12 protein-coding genes are annotated in these 16,450 nt (G+C 63.3%); 5 read left to right on the top strand and 7 right to left on the bottom strand.

Annotated features, from left to right (window positions below):
• Positions 1-289: 289 nt before the first annotated feature.
• Together GQB00_RS02880 and GQB00_RS02875 are read left to right on the top strand one after the other, a co-directional pair.
• Entirely contained in the window at positions 290-667 is a 378-nt protein-coding gene (locus tag GQB00_RS02880; protein WP_162628807.1) for a PilZ domain-containing protein, read from the top strand.
• A 131-nt stretch (positions 668-798) separates the two neighbouring features.
• Complete coding sequence (locus GQB00_RS02875; protein WP_165855158.1) at positions 799-1,269, top strand: hypothetical protein; 471 nt, start codon at positions 799-801, stop codon at positions 1,267-1,269.
• A gap of 21 nt (positions 1,270-1,290) precedes the next feature.
• Here GQB00_RS02875 and GQB00_RS02870 read toward each other — a convergent pair whose 3' ends face one another.
• The 7 genes from GQB00_RS02870 to GQB00_RS02840 form a co-directional block, all read right to left on the bottom strand.
• The gene (locus GQB00_RS02870; protein WP_165855157.1) at positions 1,291-2,766 is read right to left on the bottom strand and encodes a PhnE/PtxC family ABC transporter permease; all 1,476 of its coding nucleotides are present in this window, start codon (positions 2,764-2,766) and stop codon (positions 1,291-1,293) included.
• A 13-nt stretch (positions 2,767-2,779) separates the two neighbouring features.
• Positions 2,780-3,430 carry a phosphonate ABC transporter ATP-binding protein gene (locus GQB00_RS02865; RefSeq protein ID WP_165855156.1) on the bottom strand — a complete coding sequence of 217 codons (651 nt, stop codon included), beginning with the start codon at positions 3,428-3,430 and terminating at the stop codon, positions 2,780-2,782.
• Positions 3,430-4,287, bottom strand: coding sequence for a putative selenate ABC transporter substrate-binding protein (locus GQB00_RS02860; RefSeq protein ID WP_165855155.1), 858 nt, complete (start codon positions 4,285-4,287; stop codon positions 3,430-3,432). Before GQB00_RS02860 ends, GQB00_RS02865 begins: the two co-directional genes overlap by 1 nt.
• Positions 4,288-4,422: 135 nt before the next feature.
• A complete protein-coding gene (gene selD, locus GQB00_RS02855; RefSeq protein WP_165855154.1) occupies positions 4,423-6,699 on the bottom strand; it encodes a selenide, water dikinase SelD in 2,277 nt (758 codons plus the stop codon).
• Between the two features lie 158 nt (positions 6,700-6,857).
• Complete coding sequence (locus tag GQB00_RS02850) at positions 6,858-7,592, bottom strand: helix-hairpin-helix domain-containing protein (RefSeq protein WP_165855153.1); 735 nt, start codon at positions 7,590-7,592, stop codon at positions 6,858-6,860.
• Positions 7,593-7,807: 215 nt separating this feature from the next.
• Positions 7,808-8,218, bottom strand: a complete 411-nt coding sequence (locus GQB00_RS02845; RefSeq protein WP_165855152.1) for a hypothetical protein — start codon at positions 8,216-8,218, stop codon at positions 7,808-7,810.
• Between the two features lie 320 nt (positions 8,219-8,538).
• Complete coding sequence (locus GQB00_RS02840) at positions 8,539-10,065, bottom strand: bifunctional GNAT family N-acetyltransferase/carbon-nitrogen hydrolase family protein (RefSeq protein ID WP_111496194.1); 1,527 nt, start codon at positions 10,063-10,065, stop codon at positions 8,539-8,541.
• A 235-nt stretch (positions 10,066-10,300) separates the two neighbouring features.
• On the opposite strand from GQB00_RS02840, the gene GQB00_RS02835 reads away from it, so the two are divergent.
• The 3 genes from GQB00_RS02835 (at position 10,301) to GQB00_RS02825 (ending at position 16,434) form a co-directional block, all read left to right on the top strand.
• Positions 10,301-12,190, top strand: coding sequence for a methyl-accepting chemotaxis protein (locus GQB00_RS02835; protein WP_207950592.1), 1,890 nt, complete (start codon positions 10,301-10,303; stop codon positions 12,188-12,190).
• Positions 12,191-12,422: 232 nt separating this feature from the next.
• Positions 12,423-14,315 carry a methyl-accepting chemotaxis protein gene (locus GQB00_RS02830; protein WP_207950591.1) on the top strand — a complete coding sequence of 631 codons (1,893 nt, stop codon included), beginning with the start codon at positions 12,423-12,425 and terminating at the stop codon, positions 14,313-14,315.
• A gap of 229 nt (positions 14,316-14,544) precedes the next feature.
• Complete coding sequence (locus GQB00_RS02825) at positions 14,545-16,434, top strand: methyl-accepting chemotaxis protein (protein ID WP_207950590.1); 1,890 nt, start codon at positions 14,545-14,547, stop codon at positions 16,432-16,434.
• Positions 16,435-16,450 lie beyond the last annotated feature (16 nt).

Raw genomic sequence — 16,450 nt, 5'->3', positions numbered from 1 at the left:
CGCACGGTTCCTGATCCCAACAGAGTACAGCGACAAGGCGTGCCGGGATGATACAAATCATGGATCTACGGGAAACCACGTACCCGGAGAGCGTAGTTCAGGACGCCGGTTCCAGTTTTTGGCGATTTTTGAGGAGCTTTGGCGTCGAACGTTTGGCGTTTTTGTGCAAAGAATTGTGAAAAATGCACTTTTTCGGAAATATTCCACGTTCGTGCAGCGATTGGCTTGATAAGGTCCGCTAAAAATGACGATGTCCGGGAAACGGAACGGCACAACCAGGCAGGACGGCATGACCGAACGACGACGGCGAGAACGGCTTCCTTTTATCCGGATGGGTGCGCGCATCCGGGTGCGTCGACACCTGTTTACCAACCGTTGGCTGGACGTCGCGGTGCGTGATTTCAGTCGCATGGGGATGGCCATCATTGCGGAACAGGAATTCGAGGAAGGGGACATCATCCAGTTCAGCCTGCGGCTGGATACGGAAGTGGGCGACATCACCGTGAAGCAGGCGTTGGGTGTGGTGCGCAACGCCCGGGTGGACGACGAAGGCACGATCTACGGCATCGAGTTTGCCGGCGACCAGCGCCCCTCGGTCACGGAGTCCCTGTCCCGCATCGAAAGCGTGTTGTCGCGATTCCGCGCCGTCTCCGAACGCATGCGCTGATCCGCGCTGCCGCAGCGGAAGCTTTGACCGCCGTAGCCAGCTCCCGTTTTTTCGGCGAAAATGCCCGCCCAATGGGTCGATGCCGATCATCGCGTCGCCGTGAATCTGTCGAGTTGGGGAGTCTCATTGCCGTGCTGCGGGCTTTACTGGTTATTGTCATTATTGTTGGGGCGGTGAGCCTGATGGTGTTCGGGCCGCAGTATCTGCGGACGCTGCAATCCGAGCCCGCCGCATCGGCACAAGACACGGCGGCCGATGTCTGCGACCTGTCGGGCGGGCCATGCCAGTGGTCCGGCTCCGGTGACGGCTGGCAGGTCAGCCTCGAACGCCGCAATCCGGATGCCCCCGAACAGTTGGCCCTGCGCGTGAAGGCTCCGGCTGGCGCCTTGCCCGAGGGAGCGCTGGTCGCGGTGTTGTCCGGTCACAGCATGTACATGGGGGAATACCCGGTGCCGCTGCAAGCCAACGGCGATACCTACGTCGCTGAGTTCGAAGCGCCCCTGTGCAGCCAGGACCCGGACATGGCCTGGACGCTCGCGCTCCAGTCCGGCCAGCAAGCTCTGCCTCTGCCAATGAATCCCGTCTTCCGCACCCGCCACTGACACCGTCGCGATTCGGCTACTTCAATGGCCTTCGCAGGTGAGTGATACCCTCAGCTTGAGATAACGCCGCACCCGGCGGGAAATGCCGTCGATGCCGATATTGAGGGCGGCCGTCACCAGGATCAGGATCAGCGCCTTGTCGAACTGGATGTTCTGGATCGCGCTGTCCACATAGAAGCCGAGGGTGTAGATCCCCAGGATGCCGAGGATGGCGGTCTCGCGCATGATGATTTCCCAGCGATAGAACAGGAACGCCAGGAACGGGCTGTACAGCCGCGGCAGCAATTCGTAGCCGTAACGCTCGAGGCCGTGGGGCGCGTCCGGGCGCAGGGTCAGTTCATTGCTGCGCCGGCCGATCAGGTGGCCGATGATGCCGCCGTTGTGGATCGCCAGCGCCACGATCGCCGGTAGCATGGACGGCCCCCACAGCTGCAGCAGGATGTACGCCAGCATGTATTCCGGCGTGGAACGGGCGATCACCAGCAACACGTGGCCGAAGCCGCGCCGGATGGGCCCGCCGAAGTGATTCGAGATCAGCGGGAAGGCGAGCAGCGTGACGATCCCGGTCAGCGCCAGCGCCACCTGGGTCAGCACCAGCGTGTGCCAGATCCCGGGCAGCGCCTGGTCGATGGCCAGTTCCGACAGCCAGTGGCCGAACGCAGCCATTCCGTCACCGTCCCGCAGCGGGGACGGCACGATGTCCTGAGTTAAGAAGCGCACCACGTTGCCCCAGACGATGGGCAGCCCGTCACCCAGGAAGAACGGGGCGGCGATCACGTAGAGCGGAATCAGCCGCGGCCGCGCCCAAAGCCGCAGCGAGGCAATCAGCACGTAGAACAGCAGGAGCAGGGCGCCGACTTCGGAGTAGTACCCCTGGGAGAACGAGGATTCCAGGTAGTAGCCCAGCGTGGGCAGCCCGACGAAGCCCAGCACCGCACTGGAACGCAGGCCGCACTCCAGCCGGTAGGAGGTGTAGCTGATCAGGTGCGGCAGGGCGTCGGGAATCCGTGCATAGACAAAGGCGGATAGGGCGTTCACGCCGCGTGGCAGCACTTTGTGCGGGGTTGGGTCCGTCTCATCCAGGATCTCTGAGTAGACCTTGGCAAAGATGCCGGCGTAGGGAATGGCGATGGCCAGCACGCCAGTGAGCGGGTGGAAGCCGAAGAACTGCAGAAAAATCAGCGCCCAGAAAAGTTCGTGAATCGCGCGAATGAAGGCGCAGAAGACGCGCACGGTGCGAAAGCGGAAGGCCAGCGCCAACGCGAAACCCGCCACACTGCCCAGGGCTACGCCGGTAAAGGCAAAGGCCAGGGTGCGCAGCAAGGCGGTGCCAATGGCCTCAAGGGAAAAGAAATCCGGCGTGACGATGCCGAAGAACAGGTGCGCCAGATCTTCCCATGGATTGACCGTGGTGATTGCCAGGTCGGCAGCAAACAGGCACAGGATCGCGACGGCGAGGAATGCGAGGGTGATTCTGACGGAAGGCGCCCGCAACATATCCGTTGAACGATCAGTAAAGCGGGAGGATGTCGCCGGCGCTAAGCCGGTCGCTGGCGTCGTCCAGCACGATCTGGCCGCCTTGCAGGCCGACGATGCGATTGCAGTAGCGCAGCGCCAGGTCGATGTCGTGCAGGGCGATGACGCTGGTGGGGTAATGCTCGGTCATGCAGCCCATGACCACGTGCGCCAGCGGCCCATCGAGGGCGGATACCGGCTCGTCGGCCAGCAGGATGTCCGACTGCTGGTACAGCGCCCGGGCCACCGCGGTGCGCTGCTTCTGGCCGCCGGAGAGGGCTTCGACCGGTGATTTGAGCTTGTCGGCCATACCCAGCTTGTCCAGCAGCGGCTCGATCTGAGCCACTTCGGCCGAGCGCGGCCAGACCAGGTTCATCAGGTTGTACCAGCGCGAGTGGCGGTTCAGCCGACCCACGTAGACGTTATGGAAAACGGACAGGGACTGCACCAGCCCCTGTTCCTGCGGCACCAGCGCGGCGCGGTCGCGGACCTGCTCGTACAGCAGATTGAGCAGGGTCGACTTGCCCACCCCGCTGCCACCGACCAGGGCGACGTGTTCGCCCGGCCGGAGGTCCAGCGAGATGGGGCCGAGAACCTGGCGTCCGCCATAGGCGGCGCTCAGGTTGCGCAGGTGCACGGCATCCATTAGTCGATGATGCCGATCTTCTCGGCGGTGGCGCGAATGGAGTCGTAATCCGCGTTGCTGGCCGGGATGAACGCCGAGCGCGGGAACTTGTTGAGCAGCTCCGGATCGTCCATGTTGACCAGCGCTTCCTGAACCCGCGCCTGGAAGCCATCACCGAAGCGCTCGTTGACGTCGCCGCGGATGGTCCACTGATAGTCCTGGTAGTGCGGGGTTTCCCAGATCACGTGGACGGCGTCGGTGTCGATCTTGCCCGCTTCCAGTTCGCTTTCCCAGACGGAGTAGTTCACCGCGCCCACCTGGTAGGTGCCGGACTCAACCAGGCGAATGGTGCGTGAATGATTGCCGCTGAAACCGACGCGGCTGAACACATCTTCCGGCGCTTCGCCGAAAGCCTCACGAATGTAGTATTCCGGCATCAGGCGGCCGGACGTGGAGCCCTTGGAACCGAAGGTGAAGGTCTTGTCCGCGATGGCCGCCGGGAAGTCGTCGGATTTCTCCAGGCCGGTGCTCTCGTGGGCGATGAAGTAGGTGACGAACTGGGTGTCTTCCTGACCCTGGGCGATGGCCTCGGAGCCGGGCACCAGCGCGCGTGCCTGGACGCCGGACAGACCGCCAAACCAGGCCAGCTGCACCTGGTTGTTGCGGAACGCGGATACCGCAGCGGCGTAGCTCTTGACCGGCACGTAGCGCACGTCCACGTCCAGCTGCTCCGACAGGTAGTCCGCCACGCTCTGGAAGCGTTCGCGCAGCTTGGTTTCGTCGTTGTCCGGAATCGCCGTAAAGACAAACGTGTCGGCCATCACCGGCGCCACCAGGGCCGCCGACAGCAGCAGGGCGCGTCGAATCTGTTTCAGCATCAGCAAGTCTCCGTTGTTTTCATTGAGCCGTTCCACGGCGCTGGAATCGTCGGGCGGTTCCCCGGCCAGAGATTGGCGCAAGAATACCGCCTATAGGTTGCTAAATGAAGCCGGGCGGGCAGGCGACACCGCGCCTCAGGCGCTGGCCACCAGCTCCACCGGCGCCAGGTCGTCGCCGGATTCGGTCACCGTGCCGATGATCACGGCCTGCGGGTAGCCCCGTTCGCACAGGGCTTCGACGCAGGCCTCCGCCTGGTCAGCCGGTACGCCAGCTAGCAGCCCGCCGGCTGTCTGGGGGTCGAACAGGATCGGGTAGCGCGGGTGTGCGGCCATTGCCTCCTGGTTCCGGAGCGCGCGCCGCAGTCGCACGTTGGCCGGTTGCAGGGAGCTGAGGATGCCCTCGGCGAGCGTCTCTTCCGCACCGTCCAGTAGCGGCAGGGCGGACAGGTCCAGTGTGACGTCGACGCCCGACGGCCGAGTCATCTCCACCAGGTGGCCCAGCAGGCCGAAACCGGTCACGTCGGTGCAGGCGTGGGCACCGTGTTCGATCAGGCATCGCGCGCCGCGCTGGTTGGACAGCTGCATCTGCTCAAGGGCGTTATCGATCCACCGGCCCCGGGTCTTCAGGCGCGGGTAGGCCGCAAACAGCGTTCCGGTACCGAGCGGTTTGGTGAGGATCAGCGCATCGCCCGGGCGCAGCCCGTCCTTGCGCAGCGCCTGTGCCGGATCCACCAGGCCGTTCACGGCAAAACCCAGCGCCAGCTCACGCCCTTCGCCGGTGTGGCCGCCGACCAGGGCGCAGCCCGCCGCGTTCAGCACATCCACCGCACCGCTCATCATCTGGTAAACCAGCTCTTCCACCTTGGACTCCACGCCGCTGGGCACGGTGGCGACGGCCGTGGCGGTCTGCGCTTCGGCGCCCATGGCGAAAACATCGCCCAGGCTGTGGTTGGCGGCGATGCGGCCAAACACATAGGGGTCGTCGACGAACGCCCGGAAGAAGTCGATGGTCTGGACGCTGGCCTTGCCGGGCGGTACCGCGACGATGGCGGCGTCGTCCGGCGAGTGCAGGCCGACCAGGACATCGTCGCGATCCACCGGCCGAATCCTGTCCAGCGCGCGGGACAGGACGGTGCTGCCCACCTTGGCGCCGCAGCCGCCGCAGCGCATGGCGACGGCCGAGATGGCCTGGGCCGCGTCTTCCTCGCTGGCCGCCGCCCGGGTGTCCGCCGCACCGGATTCTTCCGCCATCGCCGGCAGGTCATTGAATCGGGCCATGAACGTGCGGTCGATACGATCCTTCCAACGCCAGACCCAGCGCCCCGCCAGGCTGACGTTGCCGCGGGAGGCGATCGCGTACTGGTCCCCGGTGCTGATCAACGCCAGCCAGCGCGCCTGCGGACGGAAGGGTCGCAACGGCTCGCCGAGGGCGGCGCGGGCCAGGTTGCGCGCCAACGGCATGCCTTGGCGCACGGCAAAGACGCCGGCTTTTTCCCGGGGGTAGTGGGTCATGTCGGCGATGTCGCCGGCGGCGAAGATGCGATCGTCGGATTCGGTCTGGAGCGTGTCGCGGGTCCGAATGAAGCCGTCATTGTTCAAAGCCAGCCCGGTGCTAGCCAGCCATGCGGGACCGCCGGCCTGGGTGACCCAGAGGGTTTCGTCCACCGCCTGGGACGAACCGCCGGCGGTGTGCAACTGACTGGCGGAGACGCGCACAACCGGGTCGCCGAAGTGGCACTGGATCTGGCGATCGTCCAGCACGTCAGCCATGCGCTGGCGCACTCGACGGTTGTGGGTCGGCAGCAGGGTGGATTCGGCGTCGAACAGATGGAACTGGAGCTGCCGCGGGTCCTTGCCCTGGGCCCGTAACTCGTTGCGCAGCCGGTACTGCAGCGCCAGCATCAGCTCGACGCCGCCGGCGCCCGCTCCGACGACGGCGATACTCATCGGCCCGCGGTGCTGCCGGACGCGTTCAAGCAGAGCCAGCCAGCGGGCGTTGAAATCCCGGATCGGCTTGACCGGCAGCGCGTGCTGGTCGGCGCCCTCCACATCCGCCAGACGGGGCGCGGAACCGATGTTGATTGACAGTAGGTCGTAGGCCACCGGTGGGCGGTTGCGGCACAGGACCCGCTGTGAATCCCGATCGATGCCGACGGCTTCGTCGTGGAAAAAGCGCGCCCCGGCAAACTCGGCCAGACGCCGCAGGTCGATGTGGACCTCATCGTAGCTGTAGTGGCCCGCCACATAGCCGGGCAGCATGCCGGAATAGGGCGTGTGGGTGTCGCGCGCAATCAGCGTGAGGCGCACGCCCGGCACCGGTTTCATCGCGAAGCGTTTGAGCACGCCAACATGGCTGTGGCCGCCGCCGACCAGGACGATATCGCGCAGGACGGGTTGTTCGGGCGTTTGCATCCGTGTTCCTTAACAGCTCGGGAGGCGACGTATGATACGCGTTGCAGCGCCGGACGGCAGCCGCCTGGCATGCCGGGCATAACACCGCGCGTTCATGGACGCTGGAATAACCGGATCGAACAGAGGCGGCCCGGGCGGGCCGCCACCAGGGAAGGGGATCAGGCGAGCAGTTTCTTGGCCTCGGCCGACCAGCTGTCGTAGCCGCGCATGCTGGAGAACTGCTTCATCTTCTCCTTCTCGTCGGCGGAGGGCTCCGCGATCTGACGGATCGTGGTGATCCCCATCGCCTGCATCTTCTTTGCCGTGGCCGGCCCGATGCCCTTGACCTTGGTGAGGTCGGTTTGACTCACCGCGTTGGTCTTGGCAGCCGCTGGCTTCTTCGCAGCCGGCTTGGCAGCTTTCTTGGCGGCCGGCGCTTTGGCTGAGGATTTGGCGGGGGCCTTGGAGGAAGGCTTGGCTGAAGACTTGGCGGGCGCCTTCTTGCTCGCGCTCTTCGCGGTCTTCCCGGAGCCGTTGCTGGCCTTCTTGGCGGTCTTGGCCTTGGCCGGGGTCGCTTGCTCGACCTTCTCGGATGCGGACTCGATGGCCTTGGTAGCGCTCTTCTCGACTTCCTTGCTGGCCAGCCCGACCCGCTCAAGCAGGTGGTGCTGCAGGTCGTGGAAGTCCTGCAGGCGACGGTCGAGTTCGTCGTTGAAGCGCTTCATTTCGCGCTCCCGCAGTTTCTCGATTTCATCGAGCAGTTTTTTGATGGGTTCCTGGACCTGATTCTGCAGGGCGTCGAACTGCTTGAAAGCGTCGTTGATCAGTTTCTCGATCTGGTTGGAGGTCTTGTCGAATTCCTTGTTGACCTTCTTGACCAGCTTGTCCACACCTGCCTTTTCTTTCTTTGCCATGGCTTGGTTCCCCGTTTGCTATGGTTTTCAGACTGCGGCATTACACGGTTCTGGACGGCCGCCGACGCGTGGGTCGGTGCCTGCACAATCGATAGCGTCAATACCGACGGTCAACGAATCACCCGCGGTAACAACATCTGGGGAAGGGGAGTCCGGCCCCGTCCCTGTGACCATTTCAACAACCGGCCGAGCCTGGCTCGACGGGTGCAGGCGACTCAGGCGGTCTGGGTGGCGCCTGTCGTGCCCGGCTGCTCCCGGCGGGACTTCAGGGTCTGCTTGCGCGCCAGTACTTCCTGGATGCGCTCGAGCTTCCCCCGCATGTCCGCGTCGGTTTTTTCGGCTGTATTAAGAAAATCAAGCGAGTAGAAGAAGTTGCTACAGTGTTTTCGCACTTCGACGACCAGCCCTTCAAGGCCTTCGGCGCTGATGTTTTCGAACGGCATCTTCATCACCAGGTCGAACTGGATGGTGTCTCCCGGCTCGAAAACCTTGTCCGTCTTGAGAATGCATCCGTACTGGTCCAGCCCGAACAGGCGGGTCTCGACCATTTCTTTTCTGAACAGGCTCTTCTTGTAGCGGAAGCGCGCTGTCAGGTCGGGCAGGGGCTGTCTATCTGTAAGATCCATTGGATTAAGACCGTCGTCACGGCTCGCTTGATTCTTGGTTCGGGACAGGGTGCTTCCGCTAAAGTCAGGTGGCGAAGTCGTTCGCCGGGCGGTCAGCACGTCTTCAGTCCGAAAGGCGTTGATCTGTCAATATTGCTCAAACTCTAGTCAGGCTTGCCCAATACCGCAATCCAGTCCCTTCGGAACAATAAGCGTTTTGAATCACCGTTCAAGTCTAACGGGTGTCGATCCAGGCCAAAAGTAGACCCAGAGTAACCATTTGTGACGTTTTGTGCCACGCCAGGCGAATGATCCTTCGCCCTGGCGTGGCAACGGTGCTGCTAATCGTCGTTCATACCCACGCTGTACATGTCGGTACGGCGGTCTTTCAGGTTGGTGACGGAGCCTTCGTTGCGGACCAGCTTGAGCTTTTCGAGGTCCATGTCCGAGAACATGATCATCTCGGTGTTGGGCGTGGTCTCCGCCATCACCGCATCGTGCGGGAAGGCAAAGTCCGACGGCGAGAACACGGACGACTGGGCGTACTGGACGTCCAGGTTCTCGACCTTGGGCAGGTTGCCGACGCTGCCGGTGATCACCACGTAGCACTCGTTCTCGATCGCACGGGCCTGGCCACAGTGGCGGACGCGCAGGTAGCCGTTCTTGGTGTCGGTCCAGAAGGGCACGCAGATGATGTCCACGTCCTGACTGGCGGCGATCCGCCCCAGCTCCGGGAACTCGATGTCGTAGCAGATCATGATGGCCACGCGCCCGGCGTCGGTATCGAACACCTGGAACTGGTTGCCGCCTTCGATGACCCAGTCGCGACGCTCGTGGGGCGTGATGTGGATCTTGCGCTGCTCGTCGACGCGCCCGTCCCGGTGGCACAGGTAGGACACGTTATAGAGACGGTCATTATCGAGCAGCGGCATGGAGCCGGTGATGATGTTGATGTTGTAGCTGACCGCCATCTCCGACATCTGGTCACGGAACTGTTCGGTGAATCCGGCCAGGAAACGAATCGCGCGGGTCTGGTCCAACTGATCGGTCAGGCCCATCAGCGGCGCGTTGAAGAATTCCGGGAACAGGGCGAAGTCACTCTTGTAGTCGGACAGCGCGTCGACAAAGTACTCCACCTGCTTGAGCACTTCCTCCACGGAGGTGAACTCCCGCATCTGCCATTGCACGGCACCCATCCGCACCTGGGTCTTGCGCGTCTGCAGCACCGGCTGCGGCGGTGTGAACAGGATGTTGTTCCACTCGAGGAGTGTGGCATAACCCATTGATTTCTCGTCCTCCGGCAGATACTTGTGCATCAACCGGGTGACCTGGAAATCGTTTGACAGCTGGAAGGTAAGGATCGGATCGTAGATCTCCTTGCGGTCCACGCGCTCGATGTATTCGGCCGGCGTGAACTGGTCGGAGAATTTGTGGTAATTGGGGATGCGCCCGCCAGCGAGGATCGCGCGGAAGTTGCGCGACCGGCACAGTTCCTTGCGCGCTTCGTAGAGCCGGCGACCGAGCCGGTAGCCGCGATAGTCCGGGTGGATAAACACGTCGAGACCGTAGAGCGCATCGCCCTTGGCGTTATGGCGGATGCGTTCGTTCTTGAGGATCAGGTCGTCGTAGGTATGCGGGTTACTGAAGCGCTCGTAGTTGACGCACACGGTCAGGGCCACGGCGATCAACTCGCCACTGTCCTCGATGCAGATCTGGCCGTCCGGGAACTGTTCCACCAGCCCCTGGATCGTGTCCTCCGGCCAGGCCCCGCCGATGTCGTCGTAGATCAGATCCATCAGCCCCTTGAGCTGCGGATAGTCGTCTGGTGTCAGATTGCGAAGATTGAGGTGCAGTTCTTCGTGGGCCATTCAGGCGTCTCCCGGGCAGGTTGGAGGCTGTTGCAGAGCGTTACAAAAAAGGCTGTTCAATAAGGGTTTAGCATAACAGATCCCAAGATGACCTTGCGGTAACATTCGCGCATCCATCACAGGGATGCTCGTCGTTCCCGGCCTGTCGCCGGAGTTGCCGCGGTCACCGCCGGCGGTTTCACGCCAGCATCCAACCCCCTTGATGCCAACCCCTGATGCTTGAGGAACGCTCCCCATGAGCAGTATGTCATTCGGCCAGAAGTTGCTGACCGCCGTGGCCATTCTTCTGATTATCGTTGTCAGCCTGTACGCGTTGACCGGCGACCGTCGTCTGGTCACCACAACCGAAACCTACGTAGAAGCCATGGTTGAGGATTCCGTCAACCAGAGCACCGCCAGCATTGCCGAATGGCTCAATGCCAAGATGGACATGACCGAGTCCACCGCCGCGGCCCTGGCGAAAGTGGACTCCAGGGCCCAGGCCCGCGTGCTCCTGCAGGCGGCCACGCGCGGTGGCGGCTTCAACGATGTCTACATCGGCCGCGCCGACGGCTTCATGATGATGCCCACCGAAGCCCGGGACGCCACACTGCCGGCTGACTTCGACCCACGCACGCGCCCCTGGTACAAGCTGGCCCGCCAGAAGGGCAGCGGCACCTTCACCGAGCCGTTCGTCAACGTCACCGACGGCGGCATCATCCTGTCCGCCGCGGCGCCGGTGAAATCCGGCACCTTCGAAGGCGTGGTCGGGGCCGACATCACCCTGAAGACGATCGATCAGTTGCTGTCGTCCGTGACTCTGGCGAACACCGGCTACACCACGCTGATCAACCGTCAGGGCACCATTCTTTACCACCCGGACGCTGAGCTGGTGGGCAAGAACATCAAGAGCCTGCTGGGCAAAGCGCCAGAGCTGGATGGTGAGTCCCGGAGCTACACCATCGACGGAGAAGACTGGCGGGTAAGCTTCAACCACATCGACGATGCGCGGGCGGTCGACTGGTACCTGGGTACTGTCGCCAACGAAAACCTGATCATGGCACCGGTTCACGATGCGCGGGTCACCGGTTCGATCATTGCCGTTGTGGGCATTCTGCTGACCCTGGTGGTGCTGCACTTCATGCTGCGTAGCCTGATGGCGCCGGTACGCAACCTGCAGGGTGCCATGCAGGATATCGCCAGCGGCGAAGCGGACCTGACCAAGCGCCTGGAAATCAGCAGTCGCGACGAGTTCGGCCAGACCGCCGAGAACTTCAACGCGTTTGTCAGCAACGTACAGGCGGTCGTAAGGGACGTGCAGCGTGGCGCTATCGAACTGCGCGACGCGGTCGGCTCCCTCAAGCAGACCGCCAGCGCCAGCCGTGGCAGCGTCGAGAATCAGCAGGGCGAAATCGATATGGTGGCCACCGCCATCAACGAGATGTCCGCCGCCGCCAACGAGATCGCCCAGTCGGCCCAGCAGACGGCGGATGCCGCCAACACCGCCGACACTGATGCCCAGGAAACCCGCCAGACAGTGACCGCGTCCCGCGATGCCGTCGAGCGCCTGGCGTCCGAGATCGGTTCTGCGTCTGAAGTCATCGAGCGCCTGGGCCAGGACGTCACCCAGATCAACACCATCCTGGAGGTCATCCAGGATGTGGCGGAACAGACCAACCTGCTGGCCCTGAATGCCGCCATCGAGGCGGCCCGGGCGGGCGAAGCCGGTCGTGGCTTCGCGGTGGTGGCCGATGAAGTCCGCAGCCTGGCCCGTCGCACCCACGACAGCACCGAAGAGATCAACAGCATGATCGAACGGCTGCAAAAGGGCGCCGACGATGCCGTGAAGGTGATGCAGGATTCCCGCGCCATCTCCAATGTCTCCATGGAAAAAGCCCAGGACGCCATGGACGCCCTGAACCGTATTGCCGAGGCGATCACCTCGATCAGCAACATGACCACCCAGATCGCCACGGCGTCGGAAGAGCAGACGTCCGTCACCGAGGAACTCAACGCGTCCATCACGCGCATTTCCGAGCAAGGTCAGGAGGCCGCCCGCGCCGCCAGCGACAACGACCACTACAGCGGCAAGATCGACGAAATCGGCAGCCACCTGCACGACAACGTCGACCGCTTTATCGTCTGAGGTTTCCCTTCCAACTCCTTGTCCGGCCGATATTTTCTTTCGGCCGGACGCTTCCTTTCCCGCAAGCGTTACATTCTGTCACTACTGTGATCGCTAAAGTTCTCATCCATTCGGCCGATCTTAACGGGTAACACCTATAACACCTGTTGCAGGCTGGGCCGTCCTATAACTCCCGATAAAGAACAAACGACGGCGTGCGACCCACTCGATAGTCCATGGGAGAACCCCGTTCATGCGCAGTATGTCATTCGGGCAAAAGCTGTTAGCCGCCGTCGCGGTCCTTTTCATCCTGGTGATCAGTGTTTACGCCGTCATGGGCGACCGGCGTCTGATCGGTACCACGGAAACCTACGTTGATGCCCTGGTCGACGACTCGGTGGCTCAGAGCACGGCCAGCATCGCGGAGTGGCTGAACAGCCGTCTGGATATCACCGAGGGTGCGGCCCGCGGCCTGGCTCCCATGAGTCAGGAAAACCAGGCGCGTGCGGTCTTGCAGGCGGCCACGCAGGGCGGCGGGTTCGAGAACGTCTACGTGGGTCGGGCGGACGGTTACATGCTGATGCCCACCGCCAAGGCGCAGGCGACGCTGCCCGACGACTACGATCCCCGCGTCCGCCCCTGGTACAAGCTGGCCAATTCCACCGGCGGGCGGGCCACGTTCACCGAGCCGTACCAGGACGCCAGCAGCGGTAACCTCATCATTTCCACTGTGGCGCCAGTGACATCGGGCACCTATCAGGGCGTGGTCGGCGGTGACATCACCCTGGCCACCATTGACCGCCTGCTGTCCACGCTAACCCTGGCCGATACCGGCTATGCCACCCTGATCACGCGGGAGGGCAAGATTCTTTACCATCCGGATCGCGAGCTGGTCGGCAAGAACATCGAGGAACTGATCGGCGATCGGCCCCAACTCGACGGGTCCACCCACCACTACGAATTCAATGACGCGGAATGGCGCACCAGTTTCCACGCCATCGACGACGCCCGCGGCGTGGAGTGGTACCTGGGCACCCTGGCCAACGAAGACAAGATCATGGCGCCGGTGCAGGAAGCGCGCATCGCCGGCTCCATCGTCGCGGTGATCGGCATCATCGTGACGCTGATCCTGCTTAATGTGGCAGTGCGCCTGCTGATGAAGCCGGTGCGCAATCTGCGTGATGCCATGCAGGACATCGCCAGCGGGGAGGCGGACCTGACCCGTCGGCTGGAGGTGAGCAGCCAGGACGAGTTCGGCCAGACCGCCGAGAACTTCAACGCCTTTATCAGCAACGTTCAGGACGTCGTCCGGGACGTGCAACGTGGCGCGATCGAACTGCGCGATGCCGTGGGGTCACTGAAGCAGACCGCCGGCGCCAGCCGCTCGAGCGTGGAAGGTCAGCAGACGGAAATCGACATGGTGGCCACGGCCATCAACGAGATGTCCGCCGCAGCCAACGAAATCGCTCAGAACGCGCAACAGACCGCCGACGCCTCGACCACCGCCGACCAGGACGCCCAGGCGACCCAGGAAACCGTCAAGGCCTCCCGCGATGCGGTGGAACGCCTGGCCACGGAAATCGGTTCCGCGGCCGAAGCGGTGGAGAGCCTGGGCCAGGACGTTACCCAGATCAACACGATCCTGGAAGTGATTCAGGACGTGGCCGAGCAGACCAACCTGCTGGCGCTCAACGCGGCCATTGAGGCGGCCAGGGCGGGCGAGGCCGGTCGTGGCTTCGCGGTGGTGGCCGACGAGGTACGCAATCTGGCGCGCCGCACCCATGACAGCACCGAAGAGATCAATAGCATGATCGAGCGGCTGCAGAGGGGCGCCAGCAACGCGGTCAACGTGATGCAGGAATCCCGTGCGGTTTCCAACGTGTCCATGGAGAAGGCCCAGGACGCCATGGATTCCCTCAACCGCATCGCCGAGGCGATTACCGCCATCAGCAACATGACGACCCAGATCGCCACCGCTTCGGAAGAACAGACATCGGTCACCGAGGAGCTGAACGCCTCGATCAACCGCATCGCGGACCAGGGCCAGGAGGCCGCCGCCGCAGCCTCGGAGAACGACGTCTACAGCGGCAAGATCGATGACATCGGCCAGCACCTGCACGGCAACGTCGAGCGCTTCAACGTCTAGAGCGATGCGCAGGGCATCGGACGACCGGCGCGAGGTTCATGCCTCCTGCCGGTCGTCGCTTTGACAGGCCGGGAAACAATCCAACCAGACTGGGCTTAAGTCCCGAGCCCTCAGGCCGATAAGTACCACAGGGCCTGCCGAGCCCACCGACAACCACAATGATTCCGGAAAGCCCCTCCGCGCGACCGTTCGGTGCGGGCCGGTTACTTCGATCAGGAGAGTTCAAACGATGCGCAGTATGTCATTCGGGCAAAAGCTGCTGACGGCTGTCGCCGTTCTGTTCATCCTCGTTATCAGCGTGTACGCCATTCTCGGCGATCGACGCCTGAGTTCGACGACGGAAACCTATGTCGAGGCCCTGGTGGATGACTCCATCGCCCAGACCCAGGCCAGCATTTCCGAATGGCTCAACAGCCGCCTCGCGATGGTCGAAGGGGCCGCGCGTAACCTGTCCGGCGCGGACACCGAGGAACAGGCCCGGGCAATCCTGCACACGGCGTCCCTCGGCGGTGGCTTCAAGGACATCTCCATTGGCCGTGCGGACGGCTACAGCCTGCAGGCCACCAAGGAATTGTCCGCCATGCTGCCGGACGACTACGATCCGCGTACGCGCCCCTGGTACAAGACCGGCATGAGCGCCAGCAGCCCGACGTTCACCGAAGTCTTCCTGGACGCCGGTACCGGCAAGGGCATCATCTCTCCGGTGGCGCCCATCAAATCCGGCCCCTACAAAGGCGTCGCCGCCGGCATCATCACCCTGGAAACGGTGGATGAGCTGCTGTCTGCCGTGACCCTGGCGGACACCGGTTACGCCGTTCTGATCAATGCCGACGGCAAGGTGCTCTACCACCCGAACCGCGAGCGGGTCGGCAAGAACGTCCAGGCATTGATCGGCGAAAAACCGCGCCTGGACGGATCCACGCATCTTTACCACTTCAACGACGCCGACTGGCGAGTGAGTTTCCATTCCATCGCCGACGCCAAGGGCGTCGACTGGTACCTGGGCACGGTGGCCAACGAGGACAGGATCATGGCGCCGGTACACAGCGCGCGGATCACCGGGATTATTGTCGCCGTGGTCGGGATCGTGGTGACCCTGATCCTGCTCAACGTGGTGGTACGCCTGCTGATGAAGCCGGTGCGCAACCTGCGCGATGCCATGCAGGATATCGCCAGCGGGGAGGCGGACCTGACCCGTCGGCTGGAGGTAAGCAGCCAGGACGAGTTCGGGCAGACCGCCGAGAACTTCAACGCCTTTATCAGCAACGTGCAGGACGTCGTCCGGGATGTGCAACGTGGCGCCGTCGAACTCCGGGACGCGGTGGGCTCGCTGAAGCAGACCGCCGGCGCCAGCCGCTCGAGCGTGGAAGGGCAGCAGACAGAAATCGACATGGTGGCCACGGCCATCAACGAGATGTCTGCCGCCGCCAACGAGATCGCCCAGAACGCCCAGCAAACGGCGGATGCGTCCGGCAATGCCGACCGGGACGCGCAGGAAACCCAGGAAACCGTCAAGGCGTCCCGCGACGCGGTGGAGCGCCTGGCCACGGAAATCGGTTCCGCGGCCGAAGCGGTGGAGACCCTGGGCCAGGACGTTACCCAGATCAACACGATCCTGGAAGTCATTCAGGACGTCGCGGAACAGACCAACCTGCTGGCGCTCAACGCCGCCATTGAGGCGGCCAGGGCGGGCGAGGCCGGTCGTGGCTTCGCGGTGGTGGCCGACGAGGTACGCAATCTGGCGCGCCGCACCCATGACAGCACCGAAGAGATCAACAGCATGATCGAGCGGCTGCAGAGGGGCGCCAGCAACGCGGTCAACGTGATGCAGGAATCCCGTGCGGTCTCCAACGTGTCCATGGAGAAGGCCCAGGACGCCATGGATTCCCTCAACCGCATCGCCGAGGCGATTACCGCCATCAGCAACATGACGACCCAGATCGCCACCGCTTCGGAAGAGCAGACATCGGTCACTGAGGAACTGAACGCCTCGATCAACCGCATCGCCGATCAGGGCCAGGAGGCCGCCGCCGCAGCCTCGGAGAACGATGTCTACAGCGGCAAGATCGACGACATCGGCGGCAAGCTCCACGACAACGTGGCGCGTTTCGTCGTGTGAACGTGAACCGGCCAGG

This window comes from Marinobacter sp. JSM 1782161 (genome assembly GCF_011421605.1).
Classification (GTDB): Bacteria; Pseudomonadota; Gammaproteobacteria; order Pseudomonadales; family Oleiphilaceae; genus Marinobacter_A; species Marinobacter_A bohaiensis.
The sequence above is the reverse complement of the archived record's forward strand: the minus strand, read 5'-3'. Positions and strand labels throughout refer to the sequence as shown.